The 11767-nt window shown below is 72.7% G+C and carries 11 protein-coding genes; 6 read left to right on the top strand and 5 right to left on the bottom strand.

All coding sequences use genetic code 11. The features are described from left to right. Positions 1–15: 15 nt before the first annotated feature. Together AB0937_RS11140 and AB0937_RS11135 are read left to right on the top strand one after the other, a co-directional pair. Positions 16–648, top strand: a complete 633-nt coding sequence (locus AB0937_RS11140) for a flavin reductase family protein (RefSeq protein ID WP_366711015.1) — start codon at positions 16–18, stop codon at positions 646–648. A gap of 40 nt (positions 649–688) precedes the next feature. Beyond that, positions 689–901 (top strand): hypothetical protein, encoded by a 213-nt coding sequence (locus AB0937_RS11135; RefSeq protein ID WP_366711013.1) that lies wholly within the window; start codon positions 689–691, stop codon positions 899–901. Between the two features lie 50 nt (positions 902–951). Here the strand turns inward: AB0937_RS11135 and AB0937_RS11130 are convergent, their stop codons facing one another. Further along, the gene (locus AB0937_RS11130; protein WP_366711012.1) at positions 952–2250 is read right to left on the bottom strand and encodes an MFS transporter; all 1299 of its coding nucleotides are present in this window, start codon (positions 2248–2250) and stop codon (positions 952–954) included. 84 nt (positions 2251–2334) lie between these two features. Between AB0937_RS11130 and AB0937_RS11125 the strand changes: the two genes are divergently transcribed. Beyond that, a complete protein-coding gene (locus AB0937_RS11125) occupies positions 2335–3345 on the top strand; it encodes a helix-turn-helix domain-containing protein (RefSeq protein ID WP_366711010.1) in 1011 nt (336 codons plus the stop codon). A 12-nt stretch (positions 3346–3357) separates the two neighbouring features. Here the strand turns inward: AB0937_RS11125 and AB0937_RS11120 are convergent, their stop codons facing one another. The 3 genes from AB0937_RS11120 to AB0937_RS11110 all read right to left on the bottom strand — a co-directional run bounded on the left by AB0937_RS11120 (position 3358) and on the right by AB0937_RS11110 (position 6578). Beyond that, a complete protein-coding gene (locus AB0937_RS11120) occupies positions 3358–4407 on the bottom strand; it encodes a Zn-dependent alcohol dehydrogenase (protein WP_366711008.1) in 1050 nt (349 codons plus the stop codon). Beyond that, positions 4407–5555: an acyl-CoA dehydrogenase family protein gene (locus AB0937_RS11115; RefSeq protein WP_366711007.1), complete on the bottom strand. Its 1149-nt coding sequence runs from the start codon at positions 5553–5555 to the stop codon at positions 4407–4409. The genes AB0937_RS11120 and AB0937_RS11115 overlap by 1 nt, the downstream gene beginning before the upstream one ends. 108 nt (positions 5556–5663) lie before the next feature. After that, a complete protein-coding gene (locus AB0937_RS11110; protein WP_366711006.1) occupies positions 5664–6578 on the bottom strand; it encodes an SDR family oxidoreductase in 915 nt (304 codons plus the stop codon). A 104-nt stretch (positions 6579–6682) separates the two neighbouring features. On the opposite strand from AB0937_RS11110, the gene AB0937_RS11105 reads away from it, so the two are divergent. Beyond that, the gene (locus tag AB0937_RS11105; RefSeq protein WP_366711005.1) at positions 6683–7609 is read left to right on the top strand and encodes a cyclase family protein; all 927 of its coding nucleotides are present in this window, start codon (positions 6683–6685) and stop codon (positions 7607–7609) included. Between the two features lie 55 nt (positions 7610–7664). Here AB0937_RS11105 and AB0937_RS11100 read toward each other — a convergent pair whose 3' ends face one another. Further along, complete coding sequence (locus AB0937_RS11100; RefSeq protein ID WP_366711003.1) at positions 7665–8750, bottom strand: right-handed parallel beta-helix repeat-containing protein; 1086 nt, start codon at positions 8748–8750, stop codon at positions 7665–7667. A gap of 661 nt (positions 8751–9411) precedes the next feature. Between AB0937_RS11100 and AB0937_RS11095 the strand changes: the two genes are divergently transcribed. Both AB0937_RS11095 and AB0937_RS11090 read left to right on the top strand, forming a co-directional pair. Continuing rightward, on the top strand, positions 9412–10158 hold the full coding sequence (locus tag AB0937_RS11095; RefSeq protein WP_366711001.1) for an IPT/TIG domain-containing protein: 747 nt from the start codon (positions 9412–9414) through the stop codon (positions 10156–10158). A gap of 99 nt (positions 10159–10257) precedes the next feature. Beyond that, complete coding sequence (locus AB0937_RS11090; RefSeq protein ID WP_366710999.1) at positions 10258–11559, top strand: IPT/TIG domain-containing protein; 1302 nt, start codon at positions 10258–10260, stop codon at positions 11557–11559. The last annotated feature ends 208 nt before the right edge of the window (positions 11560–11767 follow it).

Raw genomic sequence — 11767 nt, 5'->3', positions numbered from 1 at the left:
ATGGGACAAGCAGGGATGGCGGAAGCCGCCGTCCGCTACCTCAGGTCGGTCAGCACAGCCGCCCCGGAGCCCGTCGAGCCGCTGCCCCGCCCCGAGTTGAGGTGCGTCGGCGCCGACGAACGCGCTCCGCTCGACCCCCGGGAGTTCCGCAGGGTCCTGGGGAACTTCGCCACCGGCGTGGCCGTGATCACGGCACCCCCGGCCACCGGCGGCGGCTCCCCCGCCGGTTTCGCCTGCCAGTCCTTCGCCTCTCTCTCCCTCGACCCGCCGCTGGTCGCCTTCATGGTGGGCCGTACGTCGACGACCTGGCCGCGCATCGCCCGCGCCGGGCTGTTCTGCGTGAACGTCCTGGCAGCCGGCCAGGGCGAGTTGTGCCGGGCCTTCGCGGTGAGCGGCGCGGACAAGTTCGCGGGGGTGGCGTACGACGCGGCGCCGGTGTCGGGCGCCCCGCGGCTGTCGGGCACCGTCGCCTGGATCGACTGCACGATCCACGCCGTCCACACCGGCGGCGACCACCTCATCGTGGTGGGCCGGGTGAACGCCCTGGGCACGGGCGACGCCCCGGACGGGCCGCTCCTGTTCCACCGGGGGCAGTTCGCCCGGCTGACGCCGTCGCAGGGCTCACACCGCCGTCAGCCGCCACACTGACGTGACCTCGGCGGATCGCGCGGCAAGGAGCTGATCACCGGTGCCCCGTACGCGGGAGTGGCGTGGGCGGGTGTCCGGCCGCCCTGCGACGCACGGTCCCGCCGCCGCGACGGCGGCCCGCACCCTCGCCCCGGTCGCGCAGCCCCGGCCGTTCGGCGAGGCCGGACAGGACGAGCCGGCCCTCGCCGCCGGGCTGAAGCCGGCCGGCGAGCCCGCTCAGGAAGCCCTGAGCATCGCACCGCCCGCGTCGTAGCCACCGAGGTCGAGGCCGGAAGCCTGAACCCCGCCTGACGGGCGGCGGGTTCAGGCCGCCGCCGCGAGCACCGGCCGCCGCCGGATCACCAGCGCCATCAGCGCCGCCGCCGCGCACAGCGCCCCCGACGCGTACCAGACCACGTCGTACGTGCCGAACGCGTCCCTCGCGACGCCGCCGAGGAAGGCGACGAGGGCGGCCCCGACCTGGTGGGAGGCCAGGACCCAGCCGAAGACGATCGCGCTGTCCTCGCCGTACTGCTCGCGGCACAGGGCGAGGGTGGGCGGGACCGTGGCGACCCAGTCGAGGCCGTAGAAGACGATGAAGAAGACCATCGGCGGGTGGACCGCGGGGCCCAGCAGGAGCGGGAGGAACATCAGCGACACGCCTCGCAGCGCGTAGTACACCGCCAGCAGACGGCGCGGCTCGAAGCGGTCCGTGAACCAGCCGGAGGCGATCGTGCCGACGACGTCGAAGACCCCGATGACCGCGAGCAGGGACGCGGCGGCCTGGCCGGGCATGTGGTGGTCGTGGGCCGCGGGGATGAAGTGCGTCTGGATCAGGCCGTTGGTGGAAGCGCCGCAGATCGCGAAGGTGCCGGCGAGCAGCCAGAACGGGCCGGTGCGCACGGCGGACAGCAGCACGGTCACGGCCCGGCGGGCGGCGCCGGGGACGGGCGGGGGCTTCGGCACGAACTCGGTGGCCCCGTACGGCTTCTGGCCCACGTCCGCCGGGTGGTCGTGCAGCAGGAGCCACACGAACGGCACGACCGCGAGCGCGGCCAGCGCGACCGTCACGGCCGCCGGACGCCAGTCGTACCGGGCGATGATCCAGGACAGCAGGGGCAGGAAGATCAGCTGGCCGGAGGCCGAGGCGGCGGTGAGGATGCCGCTGACCAGTCCGCGCCGCTCGGTGAACCAGCGGTTGGTGACGGTCGCGGCGAAGGCCAGCGCCATGGAGCCGGAGCCGAGGCCCACCAGCAGCCCCCAGCACAGCATCAGCTGCCAGGCCGCGGTCATCCACACGGTGAGCCAGGAGCCGGCGGCGATCACGGTCAGGGCGACCGCGACGACCCGGCGGATGCCGAAGCGGTCCATCAGGGCCGCCGCGAACGGGGCCGTCAGACCGTACAGCGCGAGGTTCACCGAGACGGCGGCGCCGATCGTGCCGCGCGACCAGTCGAACTCCTCGTGCAGCGGGTCGATGAGCAGGCCCGGCACGGAACGGAAGGCGGCGGCACCGATGATCGTCACGAAGGTGACGGCGGCGACGAACCAGGCGCGGTGCACGCGGGCACGGGTCGGCTTCGGCGGCTGCTGGACGGCCGCTGCTTCGGTTGTCTGGGTCACGACATAGAGCTTCCGGCCTGCGGCGCGCTCCATCGAGTGGCCCGAAGGACAGCATTCGTTAGGATCGGGCCATAGGATCAGGGTATGAGCCGAGAGCCGGAGTTCCGCCCGCACCGCGTGGTCGTCCTCGCCCTGGACGGCCTGCTCCCCTTCGAGCTGGGCATCCCGCACCGCATCTTCGGCCGCCCCCGGGACGCCGAGGGACGCCTGCTGTACGACGTCGTCACCTGCTCGGTCCGCCCGCCGGGCCCGGTGCAGACCGACGCCGACTTCGCCATCCAGGTCGAGCACGGCCCCGAGGTCCTGGCCACCGCCGACACGGTGATCGTCCCGGCGTCGTACGAACTCGGCCCGGTCTTCGAGGAGGGCGTGCTCACGGGCGAACTGGCCGCCGCCCTCGACCGCATCCGCCCCGGCACCCGGCTCGCCTCGATCTGCACCGGCGTCTACGTCCTGGCCGCCGCAGGTCTCCTGGACGGCCGGCCCGCCACCACGCACTGGGCCGACGCCGACCGCTTCCAGCGGCTCTTCCCGCACATCCAGGTCGATCCGGACGTCCTGTTCATCGACGACGGCGACGTCCTGACCTCCGCCGGTGTCGCGGCCGGCATCGACCTGTGCCTGCACATGGTGCGCCGGGACCACGGCACGGCGGTCGCCAACGACGTGGCCCGCCGCACGGTCGTACCGCCGCACCGCGACGGCGGTCAGGCGCAGTACATCCACCGGCCCGTGCCCGACCCGCAGCAGGCGACCACGACGTCGGCCCGCGCCTGGGCCCTGGGCCGTCTCCACGAGCCCATCCAGTTGCGCGACATGGCCGCCCAGGAGTCCATGTCCGTGCGCACCTTCACCCGCCGCTTCCGTGAGGAGACCGGCGTCAGCCCCGGCCAGTGGCTCGCCCAGCAGCGCGTGGAGCGGGCCCGCCACCTCCTGGAGTCCACCGACCGCTCCGTCGACCAGGTCGCCCGGGACGCGGGCTTCGGCACGGCCCAGTCCATGCGCCAGCACCTCCAGTCGGCGCTGGGAGTCACGCCCACGGCCTACCGGCGCACGTTCCGCGCGCAGACCGCGAGCACCGCCGTCGAGGGCTGAGCACCCCCGCCCTCAGAACGTGAGCACCGCCCGCGCCACCCGCCCCGCCTCCGCGTCCGCGGCCGCCTTCTCGAAGTCCTCGACCGGGTAGGTCCTGGTCACCAGTTCGTCGAGCAGGAGGCGCCCCTGGCGGTACAGCTCGGCGTACAGGGCGATGTCCCGCTGCGGGCGTGAGGAGCCGTAGCGGCAGCCCAGGATGGACTTGTCGAGGTACATGGAGGAGACGCGGAAGGACGCCTCGGCCGTGGCGGGCGGGACCCCCAGCAGGACGGCCTGGCCGTGCCGGTCCAGTGCGTCGATCGCCTGCCGGATCAGCTCCACGCGGCCGACGCACTCGAAGGCGTGGTCCGCGCCCGTCGGAAGGAGGTCGCGCACGCCCCCGGCCGAGGTGAGGAAGTCGGTCGCGCCGAACCGTCGTGCCGCCTCCTCCTTCGCCGGGTTGGCGTCGACGGCGACGATCCGCCCGGCACCCGCGAGCCGGGCCCCCTGGAGCACGTTCAGGCCGATGCCGCCCGTCCCGATGACCAGGACGCTGTCGCCGCGGTCCACCCGCGCCCGGTTCAGTACGGCTCCCACGCCCGTCAGCACCCCGCACCCGATGAGCGCCGCCGACGTCAGTGGGACGCCGTCGGGGATCGGGACCGCCTGCACGGCCTTGACGACCGTGCGTTCGGCGAACGCCGAGTTGGACGCGAACTGGTGCACCGGCGAGCCGGCGTGGTGGAACGGCCGGCCCGGGCGTCCGATGGCCCGCCGGCACATGGTGGGCCGCCCGCGGTCGCACTCCGCGCACGTACCGCAGTTCGCCAGGGTGGACAGCGCCACATGGTCCCCGGGCGCGACATGGGTGACGCCCCCACCCACCGCCTCCACGACCCCGGCTCCCTCATGGCCCAGCACCACGGGAACGGGGAAGGGGATGGTCCCGTCCACCACCGACAGATCGCTGTGGCACAGCCCGGCCGCCGAGATCGCGACCCGCACCTCGCCCGGCCCCGGCTCACGCACCTCCAGGTCCGTCACGACCCGGACCTGCTTCCCGTCGAAGATCACGCCTCGCATCACACGGCCCCCTTGGGCTCCCTGGGCAGGCCGAGCACGCGCTCGGCGATGATCGTGCGCTGGATCTGGTCCGAGCCGCCGTAGATCGTGTCGGCCCGCGAGAAGAGGAACAGGTGCTGTGCGGCGTCCAGTTCGTAGGGAGCCGACGCCGACCAGTCGGCGGGGCCCACCCCGGCCGCCGCGCCCCGCACCAGCACCGCGAGTTCCCCGAGCCGCTGGTGCCACCCGGCCCACAGCAGCTTGGCCACGCTCGGGGCGCCCGCGTCACCGGAACTCCCCAGGGTGCGCAGGGCGTTCCAGCGCATCGTGCGCAGCTCGGCCCACTGCCGCACGAGCCGTTCCCGTACGACGGGGTCCCGCGCCGCGCCCGACTCCACGGCCGCCCGCACCACCGCGCCCAGTTCCTCGGCGAACCCGATCTGCTGGGCCAGCGTGGACACACCGCGTTCGAAACCGAGCAGGCTCATGGCGACCCGCCAGCCGTCGCCCGCCCCGCCGACGACGTGCTCCGCGCGGGCGCCGTCGAAGAAGACCTCGTTGAAGTCGCTGGTGCCGGTCATCTGGCGGATGGGGCGGACCTCGATCCGGCCGGGCTGGTCCATGGGCACGAGCAGGAAGCTCAGCCCGTGGTGCCGCGCCGAGCCGGGCTCGGTCCTGGCCAGCACGAAACACCAGTCCGCCACGTGCGCGAGCGACGTCCAGACCTTCTGCCCGGTGACGCGGTACGTACGGCCGTCCGGCTCGCGCACGGCCGCGGTGCGGATCCCGGCCAGATCGGATCCGGCGCCGGGTTCGCTGTAGCCCTGGCACCAGAGTTCGTCGCCGGCGGCGATCGGCGGGAGGAAGCGGGACTTCTGCTCGTCGCTGCCGTGGGCGAGGAGCGTGGGCGCGAGCAGGTTCTCCCCGATGTGCCCGGAACGCGGCGGCGCCCCCGACCGCGCGTACTCCTCGGCCCAGACGACCTGCTGGGTGAGACCGGCGGTGCGGTTCCCGTACCCGCCCCGGCCCCACCCGAGCCCGATCCATCCGGCGGCACCGAGGGTGCGCTCCCAGGTACGGCGGTCCGCGACGCCGCTGACGTGCGAGGCCAGCCAGTCACGAGCCTCGCTGCGAAACGCGTCGTCCTCCGGCGTGAAGCCAAAGTCCATCAGGGCTCTCCTCTCACCGGCGCCGCAGGGGCAGATTCCCCAGGGGCGCGGGCCACTGCGCGACAAGCCACGAACCACCCGCACCCGCCACCCGGCCACCGCCCCGAGCTACCGGGCGTTCGGCCGCTCCCCCCGAGCCGCGGCCCGCTCCATCCCCGCCACCCGCTCCAGCATCGGCATCGGATCCACCCCCACCGACCCGGGCAGGAACTCCGCGATGGCCTCCACGGTCCACCCCCCGGAGGCATACGCCGCACGCAGCTCCCTCGGCTGCGCCCACACCGCGATCTTCGCCCCGGCCACCGTGTAGACCTGCCCGGTGATCCCCTCCCGGGAGGCCGCGTCGGACAGCAGGTACACCACGAGCGGGGCGACGTCCTCCGGCTGCCCGATCTCCGCCAGTTCCACCGGCACCCCCGCCGACATCCGGGTCCGCGCCACCGGCGCCACCGCGTTGGCGGTCACCCCGTACTTGTGCAGCCCCAGCGCCGCGCTGCGCACCAGCGAGATGATCCCGCCCTTGGCGGCGCTGTAGTTGGCCTGGGAGACGGACCCCTGGTGGTTGCCGCTGGTGAAGCCGATCAGCGTCCCGGCCCGCTGCTCCCGCATCACCGCGGCGGCCGCCCGGAACACCGTGAACGTGCCCTTCAGGTGCGTCGCGACGACCGGGTCCCACTCCTCCTCGGTCATGTTGAAGAGCATCCGCTCACGGAGGATCCCGGCCACGCAGACCACACCGTCCAGCCGCCCGTACGACGCCAGCGCCACGTCGACGACCCGCTGCCCGCCCGCCATCGTGGAGATGTCGTCGGCGACGGCCACCGCCTCCCCGCCCGCCGCCTCGATCTCCTTGACGACGGCCTCGGCGACCTCGCTCGCCGGTGAGGCCCCGTCGACCGTGACGCCGTAGTCGTTGACGACGACCTTCGCCCCCTCGGCCGCCGCGGCGAGCGCGACCGCCCGGCCGATGCCGCGCCCGGCACCCGTGACGGCGACGACCTTGCCTGCCAAGAAGTTCCCCACGCCCGGCCCCTTCCCGTCCCACGGTTTCTGACGGACCGTTAGATTGTCGGTTCCCGAATTCTACGACCCGTCAGATACGGGAAGACAAGCCCCGGGGAGTACTCATGTCGCTGCCGGACGCGTTCCACGACATCGCCAAGCGCGTGAACAACTGGGGGCGCTGGGGGGCCGACGACGAGATCGGCACCCTGAACCTGATCACCGACGAGGTCGTCCGGGAGGCGACGGCGACCGTGCGCACCGGCCTCCGCGTCCCGCTGGCCCTGCCCCTCCAGCAGGACGGCGTGCAGACCGGTGTGATCCCCGGCCGCGTCAACCCCCTGCACACCATGGTGCAGATCAACCAGGAGATCTTCGGGCCGGGCACGGTCGCGTGCAGCGACGACGTCGTGACCATGGGGCTCCAGGCGGCCACCCACTGGGACGCGCTGCCCCACGTCTCGCACTCGGGCCGGCTCTACAACGGCCGCCCGGCCCACACCGTCACCCCGCACGGCGGCGCCGCGTTCAGCGGCATCGGCACGGTCCGGCACGTGGTCTCACGCGCAGTGCTGCTGGACGTCGCCCGGGCCCGGGGCGCGGAGCGGCTCGACGGGGGGTACGCCGTCACGCCCGAGGACCTGGACGCCGCCGAGGAGCTGGCCGGCACCCGGGTGCGGGCCGGTGACCTCGCGCTCGTGCGGACGGGACAGATCCGGAGCCTCCTGGCCGGGGACCGGCACGGCTACGCGTACCCGTCGCCGGGGCTGTCGATCCGTACGCCGGAGTGGTTCCACGCGCGCGATGTCGCGGCCGTCGCCAGCGACACCCTGACCTTCGAGGTGTTCCCGCCCGAGGTGGACGGACTGTGGCTGCCGGTGCACGCCCTGCATCTGGTGGAGATGGGGATGCCGCAGGGGCAGAACTGGAATCTCGAAAAATTGTCCACAGCCTGTGGAGAAGCGGGCCGCTATGCCTTTCTGCTGGCCGCGACACCCGAGCCGTTCACGGGCGCCACAGGTGCCCCGGTGGCGCCCGTGGCCGTCCTCTAGGACCACGGGCAGGAACACCCCATGGCGCCCCTGCTCGAAGAGCTCGGGGGAGCGTTCACGAGGAGCAGCCGAGGACCGCCCCGGGTGGGGCGCACTGGTCGGGTGTGTTGCCGGTGATGACGGCACCCGTCAGGACGACCGCACCACCGTCACGCAGGACACCGCCGCCCTGCTCGCCCGCGGTGTTCCCGGTGACGGTGGCGAGGACCAGTGTGGAGGTGCCGGCGAGGTTGTACAGGCCGCCGCCGCCGAGTTCGGCCTCGTTCTGCGTCACATGGGTGGCGACCAGCCGCACCGAGGCGCCGAGGTTGGCGATGCCGCCACCGTTCGAGGCGGCCGAGTTCGTCGCGATCCTCGACGAGTTGACGGTCAGGTCACCGGCACCGGCGAAGACGCCTCCGCCTTCGAAGGTCTCGGCGTCGTTGCGGCTCATGGTCACGCTGCTGAGCGACGTGCTTCCGTAGGTGGCCAGTCCACCACCGGTGTAGGTGGCGGTGTTCTCCGTGACGGATCCGCCGCTCACGGTCAGCCGGCCGGCGGTGCCGACATGGACGCCGCCGCCGTCCGAGGCCGTGTTGCCCGACACGAAGCTGTTGGACAAGCGGGCGGTCCCGCCGGAGGCGACGGCGACCCCGCCGCCGAGTCGCGCGGCCTCGCCACCGGTGACGCGGGAGTTGGCCAGCGACAGGATCCCTTGCGTGAGGACGCCGCCCCCGGACCCCTCCGGGGTCGCCGTGGCGCTGCCGTTCGCCAGTGTGACGCCGTTGAGCGTGAGTGATCCGCCGGCCGCGACCTCGGCGATGCGGAACGGCGTGCCGGCGACGCGGGTGATGCTGGCCGAGGCGCCGCTGATGACCAGGTTCCCGGTGATCACGGGAAGCCCGTTGGGGCCGTTGGGACCCGGGGACTGGGCCGGGCCGGAGAGCGGGTAGTCACAGCCCGGCGTGAGCGAAATGGACCCGGAACCACGGCTGTTGGCCTGGTTGATCTCCTGGATCAGCGCGGCGACGTTCCCGCACGGCACCGTCGCCGCCCGGCGTGGGCCGAGGCTGCCGGCGGCGGCGTGCGGCACCGTACCCGCCACCGCCGTACCCAGCAGCGCGGCCAGCGCCAGGCTGCGCACTCTTCTCACGGTCAGCACGGGATCTCCCTTCGTCGGTGCGCCGGGCTGCCTCTCGGCAGTCCCACTTGACCGTGGCCGTCGATCGGGCGCACTCAGGGCAAGCCGGATGAGTGAGTTCCGCGCCCGGGCGAGCCGCATATTCCAATGGGCCATTCGCGTGACATGACACAGAGCGTCTTGCCGGTCCTGTGGCGGAGGTGGATTACTGAAGGAGATCCAACCGGTGGGCCGCCCATCCTCACCGGGGGTTGCGGCAGCCGCACCACCTGCGACTTCTCCGGAGAAGCCGGGAGTGAATGTTGGCAGACCGCGATGGGCACCCCTGGTGGGGACTTGGATCCAGTCGGCCGGTGTCGTCCACGACACCGGCCGACGCCATGCCGGAGCCGGAGCCGGACCCGCACCCCGTCACCCATTACTCCGTCCGGGTGACGTGCGAGGACACCCCCTTGTCACTCGGTTGGCCCTGTGGGTCACTGAGAGTACGAACCGGCGGGCTGCCCATCCCCGAGCCGGGGGGAACGTCGAGGCAGCTCATGCCGGTTTTCTCCTTGCCCAGGGGGCGTACCGGACCTGTTTCTTCGCCCGCCCAGGGCCCGGCAGCGATGACACCTCCGACATCGCCGGACGCCTTGCGCCGGTTCCTCGCACGTCTCCAACGACCAGTGAGGAGTGCTACATGCCCATTTCTCCCAACCAGGGGTCCACCGGCGGCGGAACGCTGGTGACGATCACGGGCACGAACCTGTCGAACACCAGCGCCGTGAAGTTCGGCAGCAAGTCGGCCACCGCCGTCACCAACGTCTCGCCGACCCAGGTCACCGCCGTCTCCCCCTCGGGCACCGGCGCGGTCGGGGTCACCGTGACCACACCCGGCGGGACCAGCAACCCGGTTCCGTTCTTCTACGTCGGCGCCCCCTTCAAGTCGTCCCTGGGGACGTCGTCCGGTCCGCTGGCCGGGGGCAACACCATCAGCCTCAACGGCACCGGTCTGTCGACGGCCACGAGTGTCTCCTTCGGCGGGGTCACCGCGACGCCGACCGTGAATTCCGACAGCTCGCTCAGCGTCACGGTTCCCGCAGGCGCGGCGGCCGGGCCGGTGTCGGTCAGCGTCACCACCGCGGGCGGCACCAACAACGGTCTGACGTACACCTACGTCGACACACCGGCGATCACGTCCCTCACCCCGACCTCGGGTCCGACCTCGGGTGGCACCGCGGTCACCCTCACGGGCACCAACCTCGACAGCACCGAGGCGGTCACCTTCGACGGTGCCGCGGCACCGTTCTCGGTCATCAACACGACGACCCTCTCGGTGGTGACCCCGCCCGGCGCGGCGGGCGCGGTGGACGTGGTGGTGACCAACCCCGCCGGATCGGCCACCGCCGCAGGCGCATTCACGTACGTCGCCGGTCCCGGCATCTGATCCCCCTGGCGGCCTCCGTGCAGCGGAGGCGATGACGCCCGTCCGGGCGGTGGCCCCCCTCCGCCCGGACGGGTCCCGTTCGTTTGCAGGCGTGTCCCCATGCGAAGGAGTACAGCTTTGGCCGCTCCTGTGGTTTCTTCCGTCACCCCCCTCCAGGGGCCGGCCTCCGGCGGTACGACCGTCGTGGTGACCGGATCAGACTTCACCGGCGCCCTGGCCGTTCGGTTCGGTGTGAAGAGCGCGACCTCGTTCACCGTCAACAGCAGTACCCAGATCACGGCTGTCACGCCGTCCGGCACGGGTACGGTCAACGTCACCGTCACCACCAGTCAGGGCACCAGCAGCCAGCAGGTGACGTTCACCTATGTCACCGTTGCCGCTCCCACCCTCACCGGCCTGACCCCCAACCAGGGCCCGACCTCCGGCGGCACCCCCGTCACCCTCACCGGCACCGGCCTCACCGGCGCCACAGCCGTGTCCTTCCGCGGCACGCCGGCAACCTCCTTCACCGTCAACTCCGCCACCCAGATCACCGCCACAGCCCCACCGAACACCGCCGGCACCGCACCCGTCACCGTGACCACCGCCGCCGGCACGAGCAACAGCCTCACCTTCACCTACTTCGCCGCACCCGCCGTCACCGGCCTGACCCCCAACCAGGGCCCGACCTCCGGCGGCACCCCCGTCACCCTCACCGGCACCGGCCTCACCGGCGCCACAGCCGTGTCCTTCCGCGGCACACCGGCAACCTCATTCACCGTCAACTCCGCCACCCAGATCACCGCCACCACCCCGCCGAACACCCCCGGCACCGCACCCGTCACGGTCACCACCGCCGCCGCCGGCACCAGCAACCCCAACAATCCGCAGGCCTACTTCTACTACGCGGCCCGGCCCGCGTTGACCGCCGCTGTTCCACCCTCCGGTTCCGCTGCCGGCGGCACCCTCGTGACGCTGACCGGCACCGACCTGCTCAATGCGACAGCGGTGCGGTTCGACGGGGTGGCGGCGCTCTCGTTCACCGTCGATTCCGCCATCCAGATCACGGCGGTCACGCCGCCCCATGCGGCCGGCACCGCGTCGGTGACCGTGACCACCCCCGGCGGCACCAGTGACCCCGTCGGTTACGTCTACCTCGCGTCCCCGACACTGAGCGCTCTCGCCCCCGATCGCGGACCGGCGAGCGCCGTCACCGTCGTCACACTGACCGGTACCAACCTCGCCACCGCCACCGACGTCCGCTTCGACACGTCTTCGGCGTCGTTCACGGTGGTCTCGCCGACCCAGATCACCGCCGTGGCCCCCACGGGACCGGCCGGTCCGGTCCCCGTCCGCGTCACCACTCCCGCCGGCACGAGCAACCCCGTCACCTACACCCGGATCGCGGCCCCCGTCATCTGACCGGCGGCGTCCGCACCGTCCCGGGCCGGATTCCTCCGGCCCGGGACGGTTCTGGCGTCCTTCACCACCCCCCGCAGCAAGGACGGCCGACGGCGCGGCACTGCACACCCCGAGCTCGGCAGTCCGCGCCGCCACCCCGATCCGGCATCCCGGCCCCGGGTTCCCCGGCCCTGAGACGACGGGCACCGGATCACGACCCACACTCGCC

It is taken from the genome of Streptomyces sp. NPDC047880, assembly GCF_040706515.1.
Classification (GTDB): Bacteria; Actinomycetota; Actinomycetes; order Streptomycetales; family Streptomycetaceae; genus Streptomyces.
Note: the sequence above shows the minus strand (reverse complement) of the source record. Positions and strands in the feature narration are given on the sequence as shown.